The 23,773-nt window shown below is 43.5% G+C and carries 25 protein-coding genes and 1 pseudogene; 13 read left to right on the forward strand and 13 right to left on the reverse strand.

The window, feature by feature from the left end:
• The first annotated feature begins 190 nt into the window (after window positions 1-190).
• The 3 genes from AC3RV5_RS20820 to AC3RV5_RS20830 are packed head-to-tail and all read left to right on the forward strand — an operon-like array spanning window position 191 to window position 1,340.
• Window positions 191-478 carry a type II toxin-antitoxin system ParD family antitoxin gene (locus AC3RV5_RS20820; RefSeq protein ID WP_489729483.1) on the forward strand — a complete coding sequence of 96 codons (288 nt, stop codon included), beginning with the start codon at window positions 191-193 and terminating at the stop codon, window positions 476-478.
• Window positions 465-755, forward strand: coding sequence for a type II toxin-antitoxin system RelE/ParE family toxin (locus AC3RV5_RS20825; protein ID WP_489729484.1), 291 nt, complete (start codon window positions 465-467; stop codon window positions 753-755). The genes AC3RV5_RS20820 and AC3RV5_RS20825 overlap by 14 nt, the downstream gene beginning before the upstream one ends.
• Before the next feature lie 24 nt (window positions 756-779).
• Window positions 780-1,340, forward strand: a complete 561-nt coding sequence (locus AC3RV5_RS20830) for a TOTE conflict system archaeo-eukaryotic primase domain-containing protein (RefSeq protein WP_489729485.1) — start codon at window positions 780-782, stop codon at window positions 1,338-1,340.
• Here AC3RV5_RS20830 and tnpC read toward each other — a convergent pair.
• Window positions 1,334-2,809: pseudogene (tnpC, locus tag AC3RV5_RS20835) on the reverse strand (IS66 family transposase). The gene AC3RV5_RS20830 and the pseudogene tnpC overlap by 7 nt on opposite strands.
• A gap of 676 nt (window positions 2,810-3,485) precedes the next feature.
• Between tnpC and fic the strand changes: the two are divergent.
• Together fic and AC3RV5_RS20845 are read left to right on the forward strand one after the other, a co-directional pair.
• Entirely contained in the window at window positions 3,486-4,574 is a 1,089-nt protein-coding gene (gene fic, locus AC3RV5_RS20840) for a protein adenylyltransferase Fic (RefSeq protein WP_489729486.1), read from the forward strand.
• A 574-nt stretch (window positions 4,575-5,148) separates the two neighbouring features.
• On the forward strand, window positions 5,149-5,277 hold the full coding sequence (locus AC3RV5_RS20845; RefSeq protein ID WP_489729487.1) for a hypothetical protein: 129 nt from the start codon (window positions 5,149-5,151) through the stop codon (window positions 5,275-5,277).
• On the opposite strand, the gene AC3RV5_RS20850 is transcribed toward AC3RV5_RS20845, so the two are convergent.
• The 3 genes from AC3RV5_RS20850 to AC3RV5_RS20860 form a co-directional block, all read right to left on the reverse strand.
• Window positions 5,248-6,441 (reverse strand): IS4 family transposase, encoded by a 1,194-nt coding sequence (locus AC3RV5_RS20850; RefSeq protein WP_489728999.1) that lies wholly within the window; start codon window positions 6,439-6,441, stop codon window positions 5,248-5,250. The genes AC3RV5_RS20845 and AC3RV5_RS20850 overlap by 30 nt on opposite strands.
• 214 nt (window positions 6,442-6,655) lie before the next feature.
• Window positions 6,656-7,417 (reverse strand): ABC transporter permease, encoded by a 762-nt coding sequence (locus tag AC3RV5_RS20855; RefSeq protein WP_489729488.1) that lies wholly within the window; start codon window positions 7,415-7,417, stop codon window positions 6,656-6,658.
• Entirely contained in the window at window positions 7,417-8,340 is a 924-nt protein-coding gene (locus AC3RV5_RS20860) for an ABC transporter ATP-binding protein (protein WP_489729489.1), read from the reverse strand. The genes AC3RV5_RS20855 and AC3RV5_RS20860 overlap by 1 nt, the downstream gene beginning before the upstream one ends.
• A 396-nt stretch (window positions 8,341-8,736) precedes the next feature.
• Here AC3RV5_RS20860 and AC3RV5_RS20865 point away from each other — a divergent pair, with 396 nt between their 5' ends.
• Window positions 8,737-9,222 carry an LEA/WHy family protein gene (locus AC3RV5_RS20865; RefSeq protein ID WP_489729490.1) on the forward strand — a complete coding sequence of 162 codons (486 nt, stop codon included), beginning with the start codon at window positions 8,737-8,739 and terminating at the stop codon, window positions 9,220-9,222.
• 152 nt (window positions 9,223-9,374) lie between these two features.
• Complete coding sequence (locus tag AC3RV5_RS20870; RefSeq protein WP_489729491.1) at window positions 9,375-10,046, forward strand: amino acid adenylation; 672 nt, start codon at window positions 9,375-9,377, stop codon at window positions 10,044-10,046.
• Between the two features lie 344 nt (window positions 10,047-10,390).
• Here AC3RV5_RS20870 and AC3RV5_RS20875 read toward each other — a convergent pair whose 3' ends face one another.
• On the reverse strand, window positions 10,391-11,611 hold the full coding sequence (locus AC3RV5_RS20875; RefSeq protein ID WP_489729492.1) for a M24 family metallopeptidase: 1,221 nt from the start codon (window positions 11,609-11,611) through the stop codon (window positions 10,391-10,393).
• Window positions 11,612-11,822: 211 nt separating this feature from the next.
• Between AC3RV5_RS20875 and AC3RV5_RS20880 the strand changes: the two genes are divergently transcribed.
• Together AC3RV5_RS20880 and AC3RV5_RS20885 are read left to right on the forward strand one after the other, a co-directional pair.
• A complete protein-coding gene (locus tag AC3RV5_RS20880; RefSeq protein WP_489729493.1) occupies window positions 11,823-12,014 on the forward strand; it encodes a TA system antitoxin ParD family protein in 192 nt (63 codons plus the stop codon).
• 271 nt (window positions 12,015-12,285) lie between these two features.
• Entirely contained in the window at window positions 12,286-12,525 is a 240-nt protein-coding gene (locus AC3RV5_RS20885; protein ID WP_489729494.1) for a hypothetical protein, read from the forward strand.
• Window positions 12,526-12,912: 387 nt separating this feature from the next.
• Here AC3RV5_RS20885 and AC3RV5_RS20890 read toward each other — a convergent pair whose 3' ends face one another.
• From AC3RV5_RS20890 to AC3RV5_RS20910, 5 genes are all read right to left on the reverse strand, one after another.
• On the reverse strand, window positions 12,913-13,617 hold the full coding sequence (locus tag AC3RV5_RS20890; RefSeq protein ID WP_489729495.1) for a cupin domain-containing protein: 705 nt from the start codon (window positions 13,615-13,617) through the stop codon (window positions 12,913-12,915).
• Between the two features lie 125 nt (window positions 13,618-13,742).
• Window positions 13,743-14,663, reverse strand: a complete 921-nt coding sequence (locus AC3RV5_RS20895; protein WP_489729496.1) for a hypothetical protein — start codon at window positions 14,661-14,663, stop codon at window positions 13,743-13,745.
• A 49-nt stretch (window positions 14,664-14,712) separates the two neighbouring features.
• Window positions 14,713-15,360, reverse strand: a complete 648-nt coding sequence (locus AC3RV5_RS20900; protein WP_489729497.1) for a hypothetical protein — start codon at window positions 15,358-15,360, stop codon at window positions 14,713-14,715.
• 70 nt (window positions 15,361-15,430) lie between these two features.
• Window positions 15,431-15,892, reverse strand: a complete 462-nt coding sequence (locus AC3RV5_RS20905; protein WP_489729498.1) for a hypothetical protein — start codon at window positions 15,890-15,892, stop codon at window positions 15,431-15,433.
• Between the two features lie 34 nt (window positions 15,893-15,926).
• A complete protein-coding gene (locus AC3RV5_RS20910) occupies window positions 15,927-16,187 on the reverse strand; it encodes a DnaJ domain-containing protein (RefSeq protein ID WP_489729499.1) in 261 nt (86 codons plus the stop codon).
• A gap of 509 nt (window positions 16,188-16,696) precedes the next feature.
• On the opposite strand from AC3RV5_RS20910, the gene AC3RV5_RS20915 reads away from it, so the two are divergent.
• Together AC3RV5_RS20915 and AC3RV5_RS20920 are read left to right on the forward strand one after the other, a co-directional pair.
• Window positions 16,697-17,077 (forward strand): NIPSNAP family protein, encoded by a 381-nt coding sequence (locus AC3RV5_RS20915; protein ID WP_489729500.1) that lies wholly within the window; start codon window positions 16,697-16,699, stop codon window positions 17,075-17,077.
• A gap of 239 nt (window positions 17,078-17,316) precedes the next feature.
• Window positions 17,317-18,627 (forward strand): aminotransferase class V-fold PLP-dependent enzyme, encoded by a 1,311-nt coding sequence (locus AC3RV5_RS20920; protein WP_489729501.1) that lies wholly within the window; start codon window positions 17,317-17,319, stop codon window positions 18,625-18,627.
• A gap of 465 nt (window positions 18,628-19,092) precedes the next feature.
• Here the strand turns inward: AC3RV5_RS20920 and AC3RV5_RS20925 are convergent, their stop codons facing one another.
• Both AC3RV5_RS20925 and AC3RV5_RS20930 read right to left on the reverse strand, forming a co-directional pair.
• Window positions 19,093-19,302: a hypothetical protein gene (locus tag AC3RV5_RS20925; protein WP_489729502.1), complete on the reverse strand. Its 210-nt coding sequence runs from the start codon at window positions 19,300-19,302 to the stop codon at window positions 19,093-19,095.
• A 335-nt stretch (window positions 19,303-19,637) separates the two neighbouring features.
• Entirely contained in the window at window positions 19,638-20,558 is a 921-nt protein-coding gene (locus tag AC3RV5_RS20930; RefSeq protein ID WP_489729503.1) for an alpha/beta hydrolase, read from the reverse strand.
• Window positions 20,559-20,803: 245 nt separating this feature from the next.
• On the opposite strand from AC3RV5_RS20930, the gene AC3RV5_RS20935 reads away from it, so the two are divergent.
• A complete protein-coding gene (locus AC3RV5_RS20935; protein ID WP_489729504.1) occupies window positions 20,804-21,844 on the forward strand; it encodes an oxidoreductase in 1,041 nt (346 codons plus the stop codon).
• 237 nt (window positions 21,845-22,081) lie between these two features.
• Here AC3RV5_RS20935 and AC3RV5_RS20940 read toward each other — a convergent pair whose 3' ends face one another.
• Window positions 22,082-22,849, reverse strand: coding sequence for a YiiX/YebB-like N1pC/P60 family cysteine hydrolase (locus AC3RV5_RS20940; RefSeq protein ID WP_489729505.1), 768 nt, complete (start codon window positions 22,847-22,849; stop codon window positions 22,082-22,084).
• 193 nt (window positions 22,850-23,042) lie between these two features.
• Between AC3RV5_RS20940 and AC3RV5_RS20945 the strand changes: the two genes are divergently transcribed.
• Complete coding sequence (locus AC3RV5_RS20945) at window positions 23,043-23,738, forward strand: haloacid dehalogenase type II (RefSeq protein ID WP_489729506.1); 696 nt, start codon at window positions 23,043-23,045, stop codon at window positions 23,736-23,738.
• Window positions 23,739-23,773: the final 35 nt, after the last annotated feature.

The following is a 23,773-nucleotide window of genomic DNA, read 5'->3' on the forward strand; positions in this document are numbered from 1 at the left end:
AACAGATGGTTATGCACTGTAAAGGCGGCTTGATGTAATCAATCAGAAATGATTATTACATAGAAGCTGAAACTTATTTAAAGAGCCCGAATAGCAATATTCGGGTTTTTTTATTGCCCTCAAATTAACACTCTTGAGATACACGCATAATATGCGCATAATACGAACTTATATGACTGGAGAGTAAATTATGAATATTACTTTAGGTAAAGAATTCGAAAGAAGGATCTCTGAAAAAGTTTCTGATGGCTTATATACCTCAGCAAGTGAAGTGATCCGTGATGGGTTGAGACTATTATTTGAGAAAGACGTTGCGAAAAGCCAACAACTTGAAATATTGCGCGAAGAAGTCGCGAAAGGTTTTGAACAGCTAGCTGCGGGCGAATCATCAAAGCACAGTGTGATGGATATATATGAAAAAGCTTCTCTTTCGGCAGGTAGCAAGTTTGTAAGCAAGAGTAGCAATGCCGAGCTATAGACTACCTCCTTTAGCTGAAGAAGATTTATTCAAAATAATTTCAACAACTATTGAATCTTTGGGGAGCACACAAGCAAAGGTGTATGCTCAAACTATTGATGCCGCATTAATGAAACTTGCTCAATACCCTGATTTTGGTAGACAAAGAAGTGATGTTTTTAACGGTGCTAAAAGCTTTCCAGTAGAGAAGCATATTGTCTTTTATCAAATTAGTGAAAGTGGTATTGACGTTGCCCGTATTCTTCATCAGCGTATGGATCCATCAAAACATTTCTAATTGTATTTTGGTAAGATTAAAAGCATGTCTGAAAGTCATATTAATAAGCTTGAGAAGTTAGATGCTCGTCTTCAATTAATAAATGAAGAGCGACTTACGTTACTTAGTGAACGGCAAGCGTTAATAACACAGCATGAAGCTGAATTAGCTCAAAATTTTAATCTGTACGCCTCCCCTGAATCTAAAATTGAGCTTTTTCTATCCTATTTTAAGGGTCGTAATGATGTTTACCCATTTAGATGGGAATCAAAAAACGGTCGAAGTGGTTATTTACTTGCTTGCTGGAATGAATGGCAACCAAAAATTTGCAACAAACCAAAGATTAGCTGCACTGAATGTAATAACCAGAGATTTAAGGTACCTGATCATCAAGCCGTCTATGGTCATTTGAAAGGTATTCAAACCATCGGCATATATCCACTATTGAATGATAATTCAACGTTTATTCTTGCTGCCGACTTTGATAAAGGAGATTGGTTTAAAGCTGTTGTCGCATTTTCATTGACGTGTGACTCATTGAATCTTCCTCATTTACTCGAACGCTCTAGAAGCGGCAATGGTAACCGTTCACCGGGGAGCTATTGACTTAAGGCCGTTAGTTCAGGGAGTGCCGGATATTCCGAGCGAGTGATCACGGCGTGGACGATTTGCCTTAGCCAGTCCAGAGGATTGGCCCCCAGCTTGCGGCAGCTTTCGACAATGGTGAGAATGCGTTGCCGAAATTGCTCGCCCCGGTGTGAGTACACGCCATAACTGCCTTTGCGCCACAGTACATAGCTGCGCAAGGAGCGCTCTGCCTCGTTGTTGGTCAGGGGAATATCCTTATCCGTCAGAAATGTCCAACAGCTTTCATCGTGTTTGAGCAATAATCCGCAGCGGTTTCGATACCGCGGGGTAACACAAGCTTCGGTGGCATGTTCCAGGGTGGCTTGCCAACGTTTGCGTAGTTTACCCATACGCTTTTGATACAAATAAGGCGATAGATCCCCTCGCTCAAATCGGTGGCGGGTACGAAAGATAAGATGGATCAAGGTTTCTAATCGCTGCCCTATGGGTTTATTCGGCCCCCAACTATCTGCTATTGCCCCCACATTACGTAAAATATGGGCCCAGCAAAATTGCCGCTGAGATGGGGGGAGATATGGTAGCCCGCATATTGATCGGTAACGATCACGGCTTCGGTGACGTCGCCTAATAATGCCCTGGCGGCATGTTGCGCCCGGGAATAGTGGATCATAAAACAGGATAATTCATCGGTGCAGGCCAGCCACATCCAGCGGTTTTCGTTCTCACGCTTGTGCCGGGTTTACTCACCTCATCCCTGAGGCTCACCGTTTCACGGCACGCTGAAGCGGTTCAAATGCTTTCCCGAAGCATTTGTCGTCAGCGTGGATAACGGTAGGATCCTGGACTAGCTGTTTGATCTGCTGATGAACGGGCGTGAGCATCGCGCTGACCTTGCCTTGGGCTTCAGATATGGCACCTCGGCTAAAGTACACCCCGAAGTTCTACTGCAACTGTTGCTGGATTTGGCTGATACTCTGATGGAACTGCCCGGCCTGTAAGGCGATAAAGGCCAACATGTTGGCCCCCATCTGACCATTGTTGACGGTTTCGGGCAACGTCGCCTGAACAGCCTCCCCACAGCGGCAACAGCTACCTTGATAAAGCGGGTGCTCCGTCACGTTGTAGGCTTGTTGAGGGATATCAAACACCTGATGACGATAATAAGGCGTGGCATTGGATACCACTTTCCCCCCGCATGCACATTCGCCGGGAGGATAATATGACAGTGTCACATCCACCTCATCTACTCGCGCGCGATTGCTGCCCTTATGCCCCGGCTGGGCGCCTCGCGGTTTGCCGCTAGTTTTACGCGGGCGATCTACAGCCGCTGGGCCATCGGAAGAAGGCGGGCGAGACGAGTTGCGACTGGATTGTTTCAGCCTGTCTTCAATGTCATTGAGCCTATCCCATAACGATTGAATAAGCGCATTGGCTTGTTCAAGCGTGTCGACTTTAGGGGCGGCTGGACGGGATTTTTTGCGTGTCATGTTGACACCATGCCACATGGGCGGGATCGCGCAATAGGATCATCGGGATCATGCAAAATAAATATTTTTTTTATGTCAATACCTGTCCGGTGAACGGTTACCTGTGGGACGGCTATGCACTTAGTGCACATATGGTCTGCGACTAGTTAAGGATGTGCGTTGCGCATAAGGCATCATTTCGTGACGGGGCATGCACTTCGTGCACCAAGCATGCGCTGCGCTTACGTCATCCTTGCCGCACCAGTTACTCTTTCTTCAACAGCTAAGAAAGAAGCCACTCTCCAGCATTCCTCCTAATCCTGCGCCTCTCGATTAAAACAGGTCGTGATTACGCGCTCCCGGCGCGGGTATCCCTTAATTTTCATCCATGAATCACGCGGTGACCGAATTAACCTGCTTTAATCTGCGCTGCTCGGGGAGTGATGAGTCGAGAATAAAAACACAGCTCCGCTGCTAGGAAAATCAAAGGCACAGAGCATCGTGAATGATTCTATCCAACAATTATTTTTATCGTGGCTGATGTCTTTGTATATCCTATTTCAATATCTCAGTCCCTTTTGATTGGGCTTGTGTCGATAAAACACCATAAAATCGACACGTAAGCTTGTTGTGTCGATGGGATCGACGTAAACTACTTTGTAAATACTATGTGTCGAAATTATTAAGGAATGTGTACATGAGTTGGCAAGCCGATCAACCTTACAACCAATTGCCATTGTTGCCACCCGATCTTGATAAGCTCGAGACTATAACCGTACTGAAGGCTTGTATTTCCGCTCGTGCAGCCTTAGCCGCACTAAAACAAGCGGGAGCGTTGATACCTAATCAAAGTATGTTAGTCAACTTACTACCTTTGTTGGAAGCTAAAGATAGTTCCGAAATAGAAAATATTGTTACAACAACCGATAGATTATTTCAGTATGCACAGGAAGATAATGGGGCGGACAACGCGACTAAAGAAGCCTTACGCTATAGAACTGCGTTATACCAAGGTTTCGTTCAATTAAAAAGTAGGCCTTTATGTAGCTCTACAGCGATTGAAATATGCAGCACTCTCAAGCACATCGAGATGGAAGTTCGTAAATTTTCAGGCACTGTAATAGGAAATCAAACGACAGGAGTAATTATTTATACGCCACCATCGGGCGAAACAGTAATTAAAGATTTGCTGACAAACTGGGAGCGATTTTTACATCAAGATGATGGGTTTGACCCACTCATAAAAATGGCGGTAAGCCACTATCAATTTGAGGCTATCCATCCGTTTTATGACGGTAATGGTCGCACTGGTCGCATTTTGAATGTTTTATATCTGATAGAACAAGATTTGCTGACACTCCCTATTCTCTACCTTAGTCGTTTCATTGTTCAGAATAAACAAGATTATTATCGGTTTCTGAATGAAGTCACTAGTGATCAAAACTGGGAACAGTGGTTACTATTTATGTTAAGGGGTGTTGAGCAAACAGCCGCTTGGACTTGCAATAAAATCTCAGCCATTAGAGTATTGATGGATGAAACGACTGATTTTATTCGCGAAAAATTACCTAAAATCTATAGCTATGAACTTGTACAACTTATCTTTGAACAACCTTACTGTCGTATCAGTAACTTGGTTGACAAAAACATTGCGAAACGACAAACAGCCTCGGTGTACCTAAAACAACTGGCAGATATTGGTATATTACAAGAGATTTCATCTGGGAAAGAAAAGCTATTCGTTCACCCAAAACTGATGAAACTCATGACTCAAGATGGTAACTAGGTAATGATGTAGACGATGTAAAAAGTTTAACGATAACCGGTAGGGGTATAAAGTGGGGTATTGATACGACTCCCACCCAAGCATTCATTTAATAACAATAACTTAACCCTGATATGGGCGGCATGATGTAATTGCATTAGATTGCACAAAAGCCCGCAGTTCACGAAGTTTGCGGGCTTTTTTTGTTTTATGATTTTGTAAGAATTTTTCCTAATATCAGCAAGTTTGGATTTTTTATGGGATATAAGTTGGGGTATCGTTTCGTTACGCGCTTGTATTTTTTTGATACACCTTCTATTTGAACGCACTAAAATCATATCGTCATATTTATCATCAATTTTATGAAGGTAAAGCACTTAAAAAACCCGAAATTCTTGACCATACATTCCGAAATATACGTATGTAACTTCCGAATTATACGGTATCGCAGTCCGAAATTAACGTAACCTATCATTATGGATTAAATGGATTTGTACTCTCGACTTATCAAACTACGAAACTACGCCTCCTTGAGTCACAGAAAGATACGCCTGTCACCTTACTTGCAGGCCCTCGTCAAGCGGGCAAAACAACCTTGGTCAAACAAATAGCAACACAGCAAAAGCTCCAGTACTTGGCGATGGATGACCAATTAAAATCAAAGGGGTCAGAGTCTGAGGGATCCCCACGAAATTCAATAACACGCTTGTGGCTCCGCGATTAATGAATTTAACTGAGCTATTGCGGCTTCCCAATGTTTTTTTAATAAAACAAGTTGCTTATCTTTATATGCCCGTAATCCAATAAATTGATTTGATAATACGTTGCGGTTTTTAATCGAATTGGCCTGGTAACGATAGTGATATTCTGCCGACTTCACTGCTAAACCCAGTAAAATTAGTAAGTATTGTGAAACCAATGCAATTAGCAATAACACTTGTAATCGAGGGGAACGCCGAGAGCCACTATTATTCATTTTCAGCCCTGTTTTTAGATCGCGAAAGCTTTCTTCTATTTGCATTCTTGTCGCATAAATTTTGACTGCTTTTTTTGATAAGTTCTTCGTTTTATTCAAAGAGGTGGCTAATAGCCAGGGCTCCTTTTCTCGCTCAGCACACGCTCTGGATTTTTTACTTCTTCTGGCGCGCTCACCTGTGGCGGTTTTATCTTTTCGCCCTTTAGATTTACGCCAGACGATGATCATTCTCGACTTAAAAGCAATTTTCTCTCCTTGTTGATATATCCCTAAATCTTTCGGCCGTAAAGTGCCCAATTGATAAAGTGATTTCACTGGAGCCCACTCGTCATCTTGCAGCTTTTTGCAATGTGTTTTATTTCGTACTCGTCCAACGAAGTCCCAGCCCAGTGATTCAACAAGTTTAAACCAGGGGATCCGAAAGCCAGCGTCGGTGACAATAATAGGGTGGCAGTCCTCGGGTAACATAGCCTTTAGCTGTTGCATAAATAGAAGATGAGTTTTAGGTTTTTCTTTCATATCTAATGGATGGATTTCTTCGTAAAGCGTTAATGAACGCCCTTGCGTGGCCAGTGAGGCTCGAATAATAAAGTGTTGCTTACGATCATCCATATCTGACCAATCAACATGTATAATCGGTCGTTTAGTGGTATGGATAAGTTGAGCACACATTCGATGATAAACCGATGATATTTCTTGTTGTAAATGAACATTACTACACAAACGGTCAACTCGTTTTATACGATGTTTTTCAAGCGCCTTATTATCAATATTTCGACCAAGTCCGGTAACGGATAACGTGCCGCCATTAAGGGTGCTTTCAATGGCGGCAAACAAACTTAATCGACGAACTTTGTGCATTGTTGGAGTGATATGAGTTAAACATTTTGATAAGATTTGTTTTACATTCATGGTGTAATCCCGTGGTTATTTTTGTTTGGCGATAGATCTGATCACCAAACACCATGAATGTTCCATTTAACTTTCAATTATCTTATTGTTTTCTAATCATATTTCGTGGGGATTCGTCAGATTCTGACCCTATTGATTCTTTAACCCAGCACAAGAATTGAAGTGCACCACCTTTACTAGCCTATGATGAAGGAAGTGCATCATGAAAGCCCTTTTACTGACGAAGTCTGTAGCCGGTTTTGAAGATCCACCAGATAAGCGTCAAGCAAATCAGCATAAACAACAAGGTCATGCCTACACTTATGCCAATATGCACATCGGCAACCCCATAAAAACTCCAGCGAAAGCCGCTGATCAAATAAACCACTGGGTTAAACAGGGTAATGGTCTGCCACAGCGGCGGTAACATACTGATGGAATAAAAACTGCCGCCCAAAAAAGTGAGGGGTGTGATGACGAGTAAGGGCACCACCTGTAGTTGCTGAAAGTTATTCGACAATATGCCCAAAATAAAGCCAAACAAACTGAAGGTAATGGCGGTTAACACCAGAAATGACAGCATCCACAAAGGATGTTCGATCTCATAGTCGACAAAAAAGCGTGCGGTGCACAGGGTCAAAAGCCCTATAACAATAGATTTACTGGCCGCAGCGCCCACGTAACCCAACACTATTTCTACATGAGAGACAGGTGCGGAAAGTATTTCGTATATGGTGCCAGAAAATTTCGGGAAAAAAATCCCAAAAGAGGCATTGGAAATACTTTCGCTCAGTAAAGAGAGCATAACCAGACCCGGAATAATAAACGCCCCGTAACTGATGCCGTCTATATTGCCCATACGTGAGCCGATGGCGGCACCAAATACAATAAAATACAACGAAGTCGACAGTACCGGAGAGGCAAGGCTTTGCATCAAGGTTCGCATGGTGCGTGCCATTTCGAACTTGTAAATGGCTTTAATGGCATAAAGATTCATTATTTGGCCCTCACCAGATTAACAAAAATATCTTCCAGCGAACTCTGGCTGGAATTGAGATCTTTAAAATCGATACCGTACTGATCCAGTTGCTTCAACAATACAGCGATACCGGTATTTTCACTTTGCGCATCAAAGGTATAAATCAGTTCATGGCCTTCGCCAGACAGTTCTAACGGCAGATCTTGTAGCTCGGGGGGAATAACAGCAAGTGGGTTTTGCAATTGTAAGGTGAGTTGCCGTTTACCCAATTTGTGCATCAGGGATTTTTTGTCGTCGACCAGAACAATTTCGCCTTTGTTGATTACACCAATTCGATCGGCCATTTCTTCGGCTTCTTCAATATAATGGGTAGTTAGAATAATGGTTGCGCCGCCTTCACGTAAGCCATGGACCATTTCCCACATGTCACGGCGTAGCTCCACATCTACTCCGGCCGTGGGTTCATCCAGGAACAGGATGTGGGGTTCATGGGATAAGGCTTTGGCGATCATTACCCGGCGCTTCATGCCGCCGGAGAGTTGCATGATCTTGTTGGCGCGCTTATCCCATAAAGACAGTTGGCGTAATATTTTTTCGATATAAGCAGGGTTAGCTGGTTTGCCAAACAAACCACGACTGAATACTACTGTATCAATAACCCGTTCAAACGAATCGGTACTGATTTCTTGTGGCACCAGCCCAATTTTGGCGCGGGCCGCACGAAAATCTGTTACCACGTTATGACCATCAGCGATAATCTCGCCACGGCTGGGAGTAACAATCCCGCAAATTGCACTGATCAAGGTGGTCTTACCCGCGCCGTTGGGCCCTAGCAAAGCAAAAATCTCACCTTTGTGAATATCCAAATTGATATTTTTTAGTGCCTCAAAGCCCGAGTCGTAGGTTTTATCCAGATTATTGATGGAAATAATCGATGCCACGGTAATTCCCTTTATAAAAGGTTAATGTAATTCAGTCTGATTAAAAAAATAGCGAATTTATACCTATTTTTGCACCTAGAAGTTAAAAAGTCAGAAATGGCGATCAGTCCGCGAGCAATTTATAGTGACATCCATGTTAATTATTTAAGGTTCATAAGACCCAGTCGCACTTCTAGGTTGAACTTAGGGGTTGTGCTTTAACTGCTCGCGATTATAGCGGTCCGGTTGTTAAAAGGTGTTCATTTTGGGGCGATTTAAGCGCCGAGTAAATCCCGCCCAGAAGAGGCTTTTACATGCAAGCAATGGTAATTACTGGTTCAAGCCCCTATGCTGGGCAACTGACGCACTGCTGTGCGATCCTAAATATTCGAAAGCGTACATAATCGAGAAAATTAAATGTCAAAATTGAATGTGGTAGCACTGCTTTTCATGACGTTTTTACTATCATCCTGTGCCACTTTGGCTCCGGATTACGAGAAACCTGATTTGCAACTTACCAACTTACAGATCCTGCCATCGCAAGGTCTGGAGCAGCGATTTCGCTTGAGCTTCCGTATTGTGAATCCCAATAACGCAGCCTTTCCGGTGGATGGCATGAATTTCAAGTTAAGCTTGCGTGGGCTACAAGTAGCCACTGGAGTGAGTGATAAGACATTTGTGCTGCAGCCATTAAGCGAAAATACGTTTGAAGTGGACGTCAGTGCCAGTCTATTTAATTCAGGTCGGGTGCTGTTGGACATTCTGAACTCAAAACCTCAGGAATTAGCCTATGAGGTCAATGCCAAAATTTTCACCAGTAAAGCTTTATGGGGTAGCATTGTGGTGACTCGCACCGGCGTCATTCCATTTGGGCCAAATAAGCAAAGCAACAACGTTAACTAAAATCAATGGGGTCAAATACCTTGTTCTGCTGGGCAAGTGCACAAACATAGATATATGCTCACATTTTAGATACAGCATTAATCAAGCTTGCTGAAAACTCAGTTTTTGGTCGTCAAAGAGATGAAATTTATGATCGTTACCGTTAAATTTTAATGCAGTTACTTTACTCAACAAGTAAAGCCCTCGACAAATGGCTAAAAGCCGAGTTACCTACATTAGAGGGGACTCAGAAGGGTAGAAATACTATTACAACTGATGTGAATACGTTAAGTTGGCAGCTCCATATCATTGATAACCGCTACCGTTCATCAGAGAAGACAATTATTGCTACAGAAGCGCATAGTCGCTTTACTTGTTTTCTACCTATATTAAGGCCACTGACTTTAACTGAATTACACCAAAAGCTATCAATGCAATGGCAACAGTTATTAGTCGAGATGATAAGAGCCAATCAACTATTAGCGAATAGTGATGCTATTCTATTGTTAAATAAGTTAGACGAACTGCAATTTGAGATTAGCTGGGCTAAAAATACTGACTTAAGCATTAATGGTCATATTACCGATGCAGCCTTATGGGTAACGCAAACCCTAGCAGAGCAGAGACTAGAAAATATGCCTATAAAACTAGCAGAAGATCTAGTGACTTACCTTAATGGGCAAGCGAAGCGGATCAAACAACGTAAAGAAAAATTTGTACCTTTAGATAGGTTTTTTAAGTACTGCCAGCAAATTACTCAACTTGATGATGATAAAATGTCTAAACAGAAATCAGACATAGCTCTACCTGACAATGTTTTAAGGTTTAATGATTATAAAAAATAACTCAGGAAATTAAAGGGGTCAGCGTCAGATTAACCAAGAATTCGTAGTACATTCTTGTACTGTCGTTGAGGCTGAGCGCTATTGCGTCGCTAAAAATCCCCGTTACCCGCCAATTGCTCCCTGCAATTCTTCAAGCGTTAGCCTGCGGTGCTCGGGCAGTATTAGTTCGAGAAGACAAACACAGCTTCGCCGATGTATTAGAAAGTTAGCGTTAACGCCCTGGTTAATGTCCTGTATTACCGACATTAAATCCATGGTTTCCTAGGGCCGTTGCTTATATCACGCGGCCCTTGGAGAGGTTGTTTTTGAGTAGGCTGGTTTTAAAATGTTATGGTTACATTACGTTAATCATTTAAACCAAACGGATCATCTATGCTGCTGCTTGGCTGTGTAAACCAGCGTGGGCCCTTGTCAGTCATATAAAAATGGTCTTCTAAACGAACACCAAACTCATCGGGTACCACTAGCATGGGTTCGTTACTAAAGCACATACCTGTGGCGAGAGGCGTTTTATTGCCGCCGACTAAATAAGGCCACTCATGAATGTCTAAACCAATACCATGGCCGGTGCGATGCGGACACCCAGGCGTTTGGTATTGCGGCCCTAATCCTTGTGATGCTATGTAACGACGGGCGGCATCATCGACAGCTTCACAGGGCTGACCAATTTTCGCCGCGTTAAAGGCAGCAAGTTGTGCGGCTTTTTCAACATCCCAAAACTCTCGTTGCCTACTTGTTGGCTCACCAAAAACATAAGTGCGAGTAATATCAGATAAATAATCGTGCACTTTACAGCCTGTATCTATTAACACCATATCGCCCTTTCCCAGTAGTTGTGCATCTTTAACACCATGGGGGAAAGACGTGGCTACACCAAATAACACAATACAAAAATGGTTACCTGGCGCACCCACTTTTTGGTGTGCTTGTTTGATAAAAGCCTCTACTTCTGTAGTGCTTATACCTTCATAAAGCATACTTGCCGTTGCTTGATGTACAGCAAGTGTCATGTTCATTGCAGATTGCATTAACGCAATTTCGTTATTAGATTTATGCATTCTGCAGTGGGCCGTGGCCGCTTGTGCGTTTATTAGCTTTAAGCCACTTTGCGCTTTGCTAATACCGTCGAAGATAAAGAATTGCGCACTTTCATCAATGCCAATAGTGGCGGTATCGCTTATATTTAGTTGCTTTAATACCTCTACAAATAAAGTGTAGGGGCTTTGGTGTTCTTGCCAGCCATGTATTGGCCCATCTACTACCTTAAATCCATTTAAGGTACCAATTTCAAAAAATGGCGCGATATAATGCACCATGCCGGCGGCCGGCAATATCGCACCGACCATGCGCTCACTCGCGTACCATTTCATACCGGTGAAATAGGTAAGATTTGTACCTGCATTGAGATAGAGAGCATCAATATTGTTGGCTTGCATATAAGCTTGCGCTTTAGCAATGCGTGCCAGATGTTCTTCAGGTTGAATTGGGCTAAGCGTGTTTGTCATATCGCTTAAGGTTGCTAATGCTTGCTCTGATGTTTGAGTGCCAACACCTTTGGTTATCATTTTTTCTCCTTCAAATTTTGGGTATACACGAACTACAAATTAGATGATTTTTGGCAGCTTGAATTATCAAACAAAACGTACAGTAATTGTCTTTAAATTTATACCCAAGTGATCACGCACCAGTTTTATTTGAATAAGCCTTTCTCAGCGCTTTTGTGGCTACTTGTTATAATTGTGTGCAAATAGCATCAGTGTTAGCAAGGGGAATAATATGGCAACGGCGAGTATTAGATTGGATGAAAGCTTAGTTCTTCAAGCAAAAGCAGTCGGTTCTGTTGAGTCACGAAGTGCCGCTAAGCAAATTGAATATTGGTCAAAAATCGGTAAAGCAAGGGCCGAAAACCCTGAGCTTCCTTACGAGTCTGTCATAGACGCATTAGTCGCAAAAGCGGAACAAGCATAGCAAAAAGGGGTCGTAGTGCATTTTTGTACTGCCGTTAACTAAGAAGTCTTATTGCGCAGCTAAAAATTTCCTTCCCCCTGTTGCCGCTGCAATTTTCCCCAACTTTAGTCTGCGGTGCTCGGGGAGTGTAGAGTCGAGAGTAAAAACGACCTTTTTCCGACTTAATACATCATTTTAAGGTACGTCCTGTTAACGTAATACGTCTACGTCTCTGCCCCTATTGAGTGGTTAGTTTTTATCTGATGTTTACTTTGTGCCAATAAGGATTTTAATGCGTAATGCAATCTTGTTAACCAGTTTTTTAGTGCTGGGTTTGAGTGCCTGTGCGGAGCCAAGAGTGGTTTCTGCTGTTCCAACTGAACCTGAACAAAATGACTTTCAATATCCATTTGGTGGAAAATGTGAAGAAGCCAAATATCAACTTGATAAAACGGTTGAAGGAGGCCAACTAGTTAATTTAAGAGAACTAAAACGCAACATTGAATTGTATTGCGTTTGGCGCAGGAATTAGTATTGCGAGCCAACTGAATCAATTGGGTCAGTGACGGTGATTGCTATCAACCAATCACCGGGTTCGAACGCACCACCTAGTATCATATAATCGTTGCGCAAAATATGTAAAACGAAGCGGTTCCACCTCCTAAGCTAAAATCGGCTAGGCTGGGATTGCGAGACTATCGTACCAGCGACCCTTTGGTAGGCATGCCTAAACCGCTGCAGTTAACAGTCACGAGCTCGGCGAAAGTTTACAGCTCATGCTGGTTTTTATAATCGGGTCGTTAACATGGCTGATTATACAAAGAGGTATGATGAAAAAGCAGGGGGTTTTCGCTCTGCTGTTTTGTTTAGCACAGCGAATATTGATTACCGGTTACCGGGTGCCTACTCCGAGTTTGAGTTAGGCGTCTTTTACGCGCTCTATTTGTTCGTTTACATAGGGCAAATGTTGGGTTTTTATCCAAAGACGGGCCCCATTGTTGCCTGTTTGGCCATTTAAGATGCTGTCGATTGGTAAGCGTAACCAGCTATGTAACTCTAACGTGTCCGTACCTGCGGTAAACTCACCATCAAGCACGATCACTTCGGCTCCTTTTGCGGCATCTAGACTGAGGGTCGCCTGTGGTGCTAACTCGTAAACGCTGACTTTTTCGTACTTATCCTGATAAAGCGTCTTGTCTATGTAGCCTTTTACTGGCGGCACAAAGACTTGTATGGTCACCTTGTTATCAGCTCGGGCAAGTGTATTTACCTGTTGTCTGTCTTGTGGGTCGAATTGCCATAATTTTACGAAAATCACGCAACCTGCATCTGACCCTGGGGTATGGGATGATTGGGGCGGATTACGAATATAGGCGCCAGCGGGATAGTCACCATGCTCATCTTGAAATACCCCCTCAAGAACGATAAATTCTTCACCGCCGGTATGCACATGGGGCGAGAAATGACTGCCCGGCGCATAACGCACGATTGTGGTGGCTCGGGCCACCTCATCCCCAACCCGGTCCAATGGGCGGCGCTGGACACCCCGCATAGGCGAAGCCACCCAAGGTTGCTGGCGGCTGTGTATTACCACGCGCTGACTAAAGTCTGCATTGATATCCATTTTCTGGCTCCTGTTCTTACTGGTTGGCGCGTGTTAGTTCGACATTAAGCAGCGCTGTTTGGCCGTGAGCCTAACTGAATACGTATTAAAAAATAGCCAGCGTAACCGGGGCTAACCATCCTGTGTTATGAAGCGTCAGGCCTTAAATACGCTAGATCTTCGTCATCATCAGCATGAAAATCATAACCACCATCAAAATCATTATTCAACTCATTGGCTACGGTTATAGGCAGCTCTAATATTTCCTGGGTATAAATAGAGATATTATCTTGTTGATTAATGATCCCCTTTAAATCGCTGAAATCTAGTAAACCTATTTCTTGCAGGTAATCTTTAGTTGGTATCGATAGTTGCTCGGTGAAGCTGGCGATACACACTTGCAACTTAACATGCAGTAAGTCTTTCTCAGTATGAGTGAGGTAAGTAATCAACTGCTGATATAAAACACTGGTAAACACTTTTTTATTAGAATCAATGAGTAATAATGCAATCGCGGTATTCAGAAATTTTTGCAATTCAAACGTCAACACGTCTTCATCAATGTCAATAAGCAGGGTGTTTGCACAATAGCCCGCAGCAATGCTTTTATAGATTTGTAAAAGCCTGGCACTTTGCTGGCCTTCCTTGACTAATGCCTCATGCATCAGCCTTATATCAGAGGTATCATTGATTGCTAAAGCATAGCTACTGATAGCAATATCTTCGAAATATGAGGGAGATATTTTCTTTAATTCGGCATATTTTGCCCAACCTGCCCTGAAGCAATAAACGATACCTTGCGTTTTTATGATATTTTTTGCTTTTTCAGTATCGTTGTCGCAAAGGTCTAACAAACCTAAGTTGCTCATACCAAGCACAATTTCACAGCCCTTTTTAATTTGGTCTGCATAAATTATCGATAAGTTGTCTGATGCTATCCGCAAAGACATATCGCTTAATTGTTGTTTGGTTTTCTGCATAAATTCCGGGGGAAAATAGCCTTCACTTTCGCCGTCTTTTAAGACTAAAAGTAGAAAGGGGTGATTTCTTAACTCTGCAATTTTCATTGATCGATCCTACTGAATTAAAGCATAAATACGGTTTTTGCTTGGCAAGTTAAAGTGGCGCAAACATATCGTCGGTATCCATTTCAAGGGCCGTCACTCTTTGTTTATTGGCATTTTGCTTTAAGGTATTTTCAATATTTTCCAGTGTGCCATTGGTGCTAACCGTCAACACTTCACGATAGGCTTCTTCGTTTAAGGATTTTATTTTCATTAACAACTCTTCGATGCTGCCTGATGTTTGTTCTTCATCTTCTTCTATTTCCGAAAAATCGTGACCCACGAACGGCAAAGATAAATATAAAAGACCGAAATCGTCTTCAACAATGACTTTTAATATTTCCAATTGTTTTTCTTCATCATCAGAAGAGAGAAAAATTTGGGTTAATAAACTGTGTGCTTCAGTTTGCGCACAAAATATGTGATCTTCATCCATATTTTGCCAGTATGACGGTTCAACGTTCAATAGCTGCTTAATTGAATCCGCATCCATTAACCATGTTGCAATAGAAGGAATGGTGGCGTCGTGCTCCCTAACAATTTTAGCTACGGTCAATATATCCATCTCGGTTAACACAGCAAGCATGGTCTCATCGCCTTGTTCAGAAGCAATAGCTTCTAATGAGGTGCCAGCGCGTCTGCCGCTATGCTGTGCCTGTTCCATGATATCGCTAGCAAGAATTAATGCATTTTTTGTCAAGGTGATTCCTTAAAACTTATATATTTATTGATTAGATTTCTTAGTTGGGTGGTTCCAGATTTTATAAAATCTAATAGTACTCATCATAGTCATTCGCTTCATAATCATTGCGTTGATCATGTTCATCTGCGTCAGCCTTTTCAGGCGTGGCATCGTAGTTGTTATAAAAATGGATGAGCAAAACGGCTGTTTTTAAGTCCTGCTCTGCGTGGGTCATTATTTCAGTAATACACGCTCGAGCATCAGCATGTACCCCCACAAAAGGTTTTACCTCGTTCCAAGACGGCTCTTGTGTCAACACGATTTTTGCTAAGTTCTTGCTATCGATCCTAATTTTGGTTGATATCGCCATCGCTAATTGATCAACCATGCCATTGAACAACAAAGGCATTTGTTTTAATTGTTCGAATAAATTTGATAAATAATTTGACAATAAATCAGGGTTTTCAGGATCTGTATATGAGGTCATATTTTCTAAATACATAGAAAAATCACCGCTTAAATAATCGGGTAAGCTTACTTGAAGTTGCATTCATTGTTTCCTAAGTGAGGGTCTTGTTCAGAGCCTAGTTCAAGGCTGTGTGCCAAAAAGAATCAGCAATTTCTCGAGGATCAGTTATTACGGTATAGTTTTTTCTTAAGTATAAAGCGCGCTTTTTAGGATCAGAAACAACATCATAAGCCTGTTGGATTAATTGAAAACTTTCTTTAGCTTGTGCACTATCATTTCTATCCGGGTGAAATTTATTAGCGAGTTTTCGATAGGCTTTTTTTATATCGATGGTCGTCGCCCCTCTACTTACACCTAACTGTTCAAAATAATCCATAAACTCACTATTACCTTTTGCTAGACAACATAAACATGACTGTTGTCACGATGGGCGCAATTTTACCTTCACAATGACATTATTAACATCAGAAAAATGGGTCGTTGTACATTAGTTCGTTGGCGGCACATCCGCTGCATTTATTGCCCTGAGTGAAGCGCCCCAAGCAATAGGGTCAGAGACTGAGGCATCCAGCAGATATACTTACGTAAAAACAGGGGGTTATTGGGATTTCATTGGAACATTCATGGCATTTAGTGATCCGAACTATCGCCAAACAGACTAATCGGTAAACCCCATCAATGCCCACACCATCTTGACTAAATTCATATCTCTTGTCAGCTACAATATGCACAAGATTCAACCTATGGTGCCGGAGTATGCTTTAGATTAGATTTGATTTCATAAATAGAAAATACTAAAAGCTCATTTTTATAAATTTGTCTAGGATATACACTCTTGTAAGCCAGTATTGCTTTGCTTAACTTGAACATGTTTGGGGATTAAAAATGTCTGTCAGGTCTATGTTGAAAAAAAATCGGCTCATTGCTTTAGTGAGCATGTTTTTATTACCCGCTTTTGTCATAGCCACTCATGCCAATGCCGTCAGCCCACAAAAAGTCTATGAGCTGCGCACTTATCATACCAATGAAGGGAAACTGCCTGCGTTACAAGCTAGATTTCGTGAGCACACCCACGATATTTTTAACCGTCTTGGAATGAAAGTAATAGCTTATTGGATCCCAACATCAGCCCCAGAAGCAAGCAATACCCTCATCTATATCATAGAGCATGACAGCCAAGATGATGCTAAGCAGAAATGGCAAACATTTATTAACGATCCTACCTGGAAAAGTGCTTACCAAACATCCATAAAAGACGGCCTTTAGTAAAAAATATTGATGTGATTTTTATGCAAAAAACAGATTTTTCGCCTGATTTATAAGAAAGAGTTCAGTCCACACGGTCAGCACTTAAATCGCTGGGAAAGGCGAATATAGTTTTCATGCGCTACACTTTGTCGACCCATTCAATCGACATGCACTCAGGTAGCCGAGTAAATCCGCTTTAGCCGCTATGCAGAGCTTTGTCGTTCACTAGTATAGCGTTGCAGAATAAGGCGAATCACATGTTAAGGCGTGAGTTTTTAAACGGTTTGGGGGTGGGTCTAGGCGCAAGCTTGTTGGTTCCAAGTGCCGTGCTTGGCGCCTCGCCTATAGCAACTATCGGCACTACAAACATTCAGCCAGGGGACTGGACAGCTTTACGTGACTTATTTCCCTTAACCCGAAAGTATATTCAGTTATCAACTTTTTTGTTGGCGTCACACCCAAAACCGGTGTCTGATGCTATCGAAAAACATCGTCTGGCATTGGATGAAAATCCTGCGGATTATTGGCATCAACAATTCCAAACCATCGACGGCGAAATCTCCAGTGCAGCAGCACAATACATGGGCGGTAAAGCTGAAAACATTGCTCTAACCGACAGCACCACTATGGGTCTGGGCATGGTTTACAGTGGCTTAAAATTACACCCTGGGGATGAGGTATTGCAGACCGTGCATGATCACTATTCCACTGACATGTCTTTGGCGTACAGGGCGGAGCGTACTGGTGCCAAAATAAACCGTATCGCACTATATGGTGATCCCGCTCAAGTTAGTGTAGACGACGTCCTAAGGCGTATGAAAGCTGCGATAACCAGCAATACTCGGGTATTTGCTGCAACCTGGGTACATTCATCCACAGGTGTCAAACTGCCTATTAGGGCGATGGCCGATACTATTAGTGAGCTCAACCAACATCGCAAAGCCCAGCAGCAGATATTATTTTGTGTCGATGGGGTTCACGGCTTTGGCATTGAAAACCAGGATATCAGCGAATTAGGTTGCGATTTTTTTATCGCCGGCACCCATAAGTGGATATTTGGCCCTAGGGGCACGGGTGTGATTTGGGGCAATGATAAAGCCTGGACTCAAAATGAGCCGGTGATACCCAGTTTTAGTGGGTCTTATGGGGTGTGGTTGGGTGGCATGACGCAAGATCAAGTACCGGTTGGTGAGCACATGTCCCCAGGCGGATTTCATTCGTTTGAGCACCGCTGGGCATTGCCAGAAGCATTTAAACTACATTTGCAACTAGGTAAAGCCAACGTGCAAAAACGCATCCATCAACTAAATCAGCAAACAAAACAGGGTCTGGCGAAAATGCCTCATGTAAAGTTATATACGCCAGCCAGCAATGCACTTTCGTCGGGATTAGTTTGTTTTGATGTGCAAGGCATGACACCTGAGTCAGTGGTAAAAACCATGCATGATAAAGGCATTATTATGAGTAGCACACCATACCAGGTTAGCTATGCCAGATTCGCCCCTTCATTGCTTAACAGTGAACAAGAAATTGAGCAGGCGCTAGCGGAAATTCAAGCCTTGGCCTAACTATACAATGGAGTCGGGATCATTGTTCAACATTGGATCCAGAATAGTTGGTCGCAATCAAAGACATTTCTCTGCCTCTGGGTTAATGGGTGCTGCGGAGCCAATACACATCACAATCAAGCTTTTTTGCTTTGATTGGTTGGGTTGATTATTGGTCAAATCGAGGATAAAAAGTACAACTCGGTGAATTGACTAACACCTTTTATTTAATCTTCAGATTGGTCACTAGGCAATGTATGAAAAGGCGGATTCAAATAGGCAGTCAAATACTGCTTAGTCCTCATTTCGCGAGTTGGTTTTTACGCTAATGACACAACTTCCCACCTGGGTTTAGGCTACTCGCCATGCATAAGGCGGGTAATGGAAATTGTCCCGCCAATGATACAAGGTTCCTGCTCACTGTGAGTAAATCGACACAGGGACTGGTGTATTGTATAGGGACACAAACCAATCCACCGTTTGGGTTCAAAAATACCGACTGACTAATTTTGGTAAGGCCATCAGTAACAATCCGACAAGCACCAGAATGCTTGAGCTATCGATTAAATAAGGAAACAGTATTAAGGCGACGCCGGTATAACGAACCACCAGATCAGCTTGTTTTTTGCCATATATAAAGTAGCCAAGACCGATTGAGCTAAACACTACCCCCCACAATAACAGTGCACTATTCATATATTACCAGCCGTGAATATTGAGCTTCGAGCGAGTGGCTACGAGTTATAAGCGAAGTACACAAATGCCGTCAACCTAGAAAGAAACATTGGCGGCAAGTTTAACGCAGTTTTATGATTTAAACGGCATGTCTCCAAGGCAATCTCTTCTCCCGTCAGATATTTACCTTCCCAGCGTGGCTGGGAAATTGAATGTCTGCTAGCCGAGAAATCTACCATTTTGCCCGTTATAAATGTCATTTTAAGGTTGTCATTGAGTCATCGAAATTCAGAGCTAGCTTACGATGTTGTTAACAATAAATTATCTATGACACTATACTCAATGATAATGCTGATCTACAGCAGGACACCGTTCACCCAGTTTACGAAATCAGCCATGACCTCATCGCGGTTGGTTTCACTGAGAATTTCGTGGCGCCCGCCTGGGTAAAACTTGTGAGTCACCCCGCTAAACTCCATTTTTTGATAGGCTGACAACAACCTCTTTACACCCTTGGTCTTTTCGCCCACGGGATCATCTGTACCAGCAAACACATAAATGGCTTTGTTTTTATCCATCTTGGTTAAGGCCTCATCAGAGGCGATCACAGGCAATGCGTTTAACAACCCTATCCAGGTACCAACTGAGCATTCAAAACCACACAGCGGATCGGCGACATATTTATCCACCTCTGCTTCATCGCGGGACAACCAGTCAAATTCCGTACGATTGGGCTTAAACGCCTTATTGTAGGCGCCAAACACCATGGCCAGAATAAGTGGGCTATGGCCTTTCACGCCGAGGCGAAGCTTTTCTAGCTGGGCCACGAGCTGGCCAACTTTCACCAGTAAACCAGGCGGACCGTTGGTCGCACTAAGCGCAGCAGCCGCTATTGAATCCCCATATTGCGCCATGTAATCCTGGGCAAGAAAAGAGCCCATTGAATGGCCCAATAGTACGATTTTTTTGCTTGGTAAGCGGGCCGCGATTTGTCGATTGACTAAATACAAATCTTCCAGTGCTTTGTCCCAAGGATCCGTGTCGGCCATATGCCCAAGTGGCTCCCCTGCTGCTAGGCTTAACCCATGACCCCGGTGATCATTAGCAATAACGGCATAACCTGCGTCATTGAGGAATTCGGCCAAGCGTTGATATCGCGCACCATGTTCACTCATGCCGTGGGCAATATGTACCACTGCCCTGGCATCGCCTACAGGCAACCATTCATAACAATGCAGTGTTAGGCCATCCACTCCTTTAACCCTGAAACTTCCCATTATTTGCCCCTCTTTATTTGACGCTTTTTTTCTAACAGAATAACCCGACACATTGCCCATCCTATTTTACTTGAGTCTTAAGGGCATAGATAATTAAGTCTTAATTTCACACAGAACGAGCTCTACGATTGGCAGAAAACCGATGTGATAATGGCTGACGTGCCAGCACCTTGGACAATCCCCCACTTTACCACCTATGATATTCTGTTGATCCTTAACCAACCTGCAACCGAGAGTGTTTTACGATGACTGCGTCCCCCATTAAAACAGCCGTGATTGGTTATGGTTTTTCCGCGAAAACGTTCCATATGCCTTTCATTACAAACATGGCTGAATTCGACTTAGTGGCCATTAGCAGCAGCCAGGGCGAGGCCGTAATGCAAGATTGGCCAAAAGCAGCGCATTATTCCTCAGCAGAGAAACTGCTCAGGCACTGTGACGCTGAACTGGTGATCATTACCGCGCCCAATGAGGTGCATTTCACTTTAGCCCACCAGGCCCTTGAAAGTAACAAACACGTTATCCTCGAAAAACCCTTTGTGACGACCATCGCAGATGGCGAATCCTTGATCGCTTTGGCAGCACAAAAGCAACGGTTATTAAGTGTGTTTCATAATCGCCGTTATGATGGTGATTTTTTGACCGTGCAAAAGCTGATCAGCGAGCAGCGCCTAGGTGATGTAAAACATTTCGAATCGCATTTTGATCGTTTCCGTCCACAAGTGCGTCAGCGCTGGCGTGAACAGGCCACGGACGGCGGCGGTATTTTATTCGATCTGGGCCCACATTTGATTGATCAAGCTTTACAGTTGTTTGGTGTGCCAGAGGCTATTACTGCCCAGTGCCACATGATGCGCGAAGGCGCCAGCACAGTAGATTATTTTCATCTTGTACTGCATTACCCCGACAAACTGGCCACTTTGCATGCGGATATGCTCAGCGCCGGACCTAATAAACGTTTCACTGTGCATGGGAGTATAGGTAGTTACCAAAAATATGGTTTAGATCCCCAAGAGTCACGCTTAATAGCCGGTGTATTGCCCAGCCAAGATGACTGGGCTGATGAGCGCCCTGACCAGTACGGTCGGCTGTACCAAGCTGACGGGGATCTGCCCATCACCACCGAACGGGGCGGTTATCAACAGTATTTTCGCGCTATGGCCAACGCCATTCGGCAAAACAGCCCTTGCCCGGTAACAGCAGAGCAAGCCCTGTGGAGTATTAAACTGATTGAGCTGGCAATCCGCAGCAGCCGCTTAGGTCAGACCCTCAAGGTTCCGCTTTAAGCCTGACAACTAAAACAGGCTCCCGCGATCTGGCTATTCATTGCTACGTTATCTGTTCGCCTGAAATGCCACAATAACCGGCACCCTCGTCGGGTGACAGGCGGGAAAGAATCCACTAATAAAACCGATGTTCAGTGCCATTAAGGCACCTTTTAGCTAAAAGTGAAAAGTAACCGAATAAAGTTGAATTGCTAAAGAGTCACAAGCGGGTAATCGCAACTTATTAGGTGCAGCAGTCTAGGGTTGATGATGTTCACCCCAGGGCAACTTATGGGGGTCAAATAATTCATTCAAAGAAGGTTTGATGATGTTGAAATAAGGTGAAATATCGAAATCTCTTGGCACATACAAACTATGATGGCGAATATGTAACACCTCGTCATAACAGTGCTGACAGTGTGGAAGGTCTGCTTTCTCAAATGCGACGTCGGGCAAAATAGGATAACCAATAGACTGGAATATTTGCGCAACTAACGAGCTACAGATTGCGCGTGTGGGATCACCACTGCCAAGGCCAATCATTTTTCGCCGCCAACGTGTAGGCACAGGCGGGGTTTGAATGAGATAACGCATCAGGTCAAACACATTTTTCATATCATACTGGTGTCCGACCTGAGTCTTGGCAAATCCGATGGCACTTTGCACGTCCGCTTCTTTGAGCCCTACTGGACGACAGATCCGGGTATGCAAATGCGCATAATGGCTCAGTGGGACTATTCTGACACCGTCAAGCACGTCGGCTTCAATCAACATCACATTCGTGCAGCTGGGGTGGGCATTTTGGCTATCATCCGCAATACACATAGCGGTATGTGACCAGGTAGATTGACTCAGATATTTTATGGCGGTACTCACCCGGCTGGAGCCATCCACCAGTACCACATCTCCCACACGTAAGGAGGCGGCCAATAATTCGGGAGTGCAGGTTGCAGGCTGGATATAACCCGTGCTGGGTTTTTCCAAATACCTGGCTAATGCCCGGCTTATTTTCGTTAATAAACTCATTTCAATCTCAACTGTAACTATTACTGAACATTATCAACATAACTGGTCACTTTGTTCCAGCCCTTTACCCAAAAGCACTTGATTTAAAGCCTCTAGGACATGCCAAGTTTGTTCATAACATGGCGTAAAAACTAGCTACAATTAGCTTACTCTGCTATCTATTTACGCTAATTACAATTTAAGGAGATACGCCATGCCACCAGTCTCACCTTCTTTATTACCCAAGGTGATCATTTTCGATGTGAATGAAACTTTACTGGATATGCAACCCGTGCGCAGCGCAATTGCCAAAGTGTTAAAAGGTAACGAAAGTTTAGCCTCGTTATGGTTCTCCACTGTGTTGCACCACTCCCTGGTGACCACAGTAACCGGGGATTATCAGGATTTCGGCGATATCGCAGTGGCTGCGCTGATGATGGTAGCGCAAAACAAGGGTATTGAGCTCAATGAAGAACAGGCTAAACAGGCTATTCTGCCAGTCATGTTGTCACTGCCGACCCATGCTGATGTTAAACCAGGCTTAGCCGCGCTTAAGACACTGGGATACCGCTTAGTGGGTTTAACCAACTCATCTACCAAAGGGCTTGAAACTCAGTTTGCCAATGCAGACCTCAACCAATATTTCGATAAAACCATGAGTGTTGAGGGCATAAAGGTGTATAAGCCCGACACACGTGCCTATCGCTGGGCCCTGAGCGAATTGCAAATTGAACCTCAAGAAGCGTTGATGGTGGCGGCCCACGGTTGGGATGTGGCGGGTGCTAAAGCCGCGGGCATGCAAACTGCCTTTGTGGCGCGCCCGGGCAAATCGCTATATCCACTGGCCCCGCGCCCTGATCATATGGTGAAAGACTTAAGCGAATTAGTCGCCGTCCTTAAAAAAGACTAACAACGTCTTATTTTTCAAAATAGTAAACCAGGTGC

This window comes from Paraglaciecola sp. IT1134 (assembly GCF_058068185.1).

What these genes read in the sequence shown, in the direction of transcription:
- AC3RV5_RS20820 (WP_489729483.1), top strand. Translation starts at nt 191, where the DNA reads ATGAATATTACTTTAGGTAAAGAATTCGAAAGAAGGATCTCTGAAAAA.
- AC3RV5_RS20825 (WP_489729484.1), top strand. Translation starts at nt 465, where the DNA reads ATGCCGAGCTATAGACTACCTCCTTTAGCTGAAGAAGATTTATTCAAA.
- AC3RV5_RS20830 (WP_489729485.1), top strand. Translation starts at nt 780, where the DNA reads ATGTCTGAAAGTCATATTAATAAGCTTGAGAAGTTAGATGCTCGTCTT.
- fic (WP_489729486.1), top strand. Translation starts at nt 3,486, where the DNA reads ATGAGTTGGCAAGCCGATCAACCTTACAACCAATTGCCATTGTTGCCA.
- AC3RV5_RS20850 (WP_489728999.1), bottom strand. Translation starts at nt 6,441, where the DNA reads ATGAATGTAAAACAAATCTTATCAAAATGTTTAACTCATATCACTCCA.
- AC3RV5_RS20855 (WP_489729488.1), bottom strand. Translation starts at nt 7,417, where the DNA reads ATGAATCTTTATGCCATTAAAGCCATTTACAAGTTCGAAATGGCACGC.
- AC3RV5_RS20865 (WP_489729490.1), top strand. Translation starts at nt 8,737, where the DNA reads ATGTCAAAATTGAATGTGGTAGCACTGCTTTTCATGACGTTTTTACTA.
- AC3RV5_RS20870 (WP_489729491.1), top strand. Translation starts at nt 9,375, where the DNA reads ATGCAGTTACTTTACTCAACAAGTAAAGCCCTCGACAAATGGCTAAAA.
- AC3RV5_RS20875 (WP_489729492.1), bottom strand. Translation starts at nt 11,611, where the DNA reads ATGATAACCAAAGGTGTTGGCACTCAAACATCAGAGCAAGCATTAGCA.
- AC3RV5_RS20880 (WP_489729493.1), top strand. Translation starts at nt 11,823, where the DNA reads ATGGCAACGGCGAGTATTAGATTGGATGAAAGCTTAGTTCTTCAAGCA.
- AC3RV5_RS20885 (WP_489729494.1), top strand. Translation starts at nt 12,286, where the DNA reads ATGCGTAATGCAATCTTGTTAACCAGTTTTTTAGTGCTGGGTTTGAGT.
- AC3RV5_RS20890 (WP_489729495.1), bottom strand. Translation starts at nt 13,617, where the DNA reads ATGGATATCAATGCAGACTTTAGTCAGCGCGTGGTAATACACAGCCGC.
- AC3RV5_RS20895 (WP_489729496.1), bottom strand. Translation starts at nt 14,663, where the DNA reads ATGAAAATTGCAGAGTTAAGAAATCACCCCTTTCTACTTTTAGTCTTA.
- AC3RV5_RS20905 (WP_489729498.1), bottom strand. Translation starts at nt 15,892, where the DNA reads ATGCAACTTCAAGTAAGCTTACCCGATTATTTAAGCGGTGATTTTTCT.
- AC3RV5_RS20910 (WP_489729499.1), bottom strand. Translation starts at nt 16,187, where the DNA reads ATGGATTATTTTGAACAGTTAGGTGTAAGTAGAGGGGCGACGACCATC.
- AC3RV5_RS20915 (WP_489729500.1), top strand. Translation starts at nt 16,697, where the DNA reads ATGTCTGTCAGGTCTATGTTGAAAAAAAATCGGCTCATTGCTTTAGTG.
- AC3RV5_RS20920 (WP_489729501.1), top strand. Translation starts at nt 17,317, where the DNA reads ATGTTAAGGCGTGAGTTTTTAAACGGTTTGGGGGTGGGTCTAGGCGCA.
- AC3RV5_RS20925 (WP_489729502.1), bottom strand. Translation starts at nt 19,302, where the DNA reads ATGAATAGTGCACTGTTATTGTGGGGGGTAGTGTTTAGCTCAATCGGT.
- AC3RV5_RS20930 (WP_489729503.1), bottom strand. Translation starts at nt 20,558, where the DNA reads ATGGGAAGTTTCAGGGTTAAAGGAGTGGATGGCCTAACACTGCATTGT.
- AC3RV5_RS20935 (WP_489729504.1), top strand. Translation starts at nt 20,804, where the DNA reads ATGACTGCGTCCCCCATTAAAACAGCCGTGATTGGTTATGGTTTTTCC.
- AC3RV5_RS20940 (WP_489729505.1), bottom strand. Translation starts at nt 22,849, where the DNA reads ATGAGTTTATTAACGAAAATAAGCCGGGCATTAGCCAGGTATTTGGAA.
- AC3RV5_RS20945 (WP_489729506.1), top strand. Translation starts at nt 23,043, where the DNA reads ATGCCACCAGTCTCACCTTCTTTATTACCCAAGGTGATCATTTTCGAT.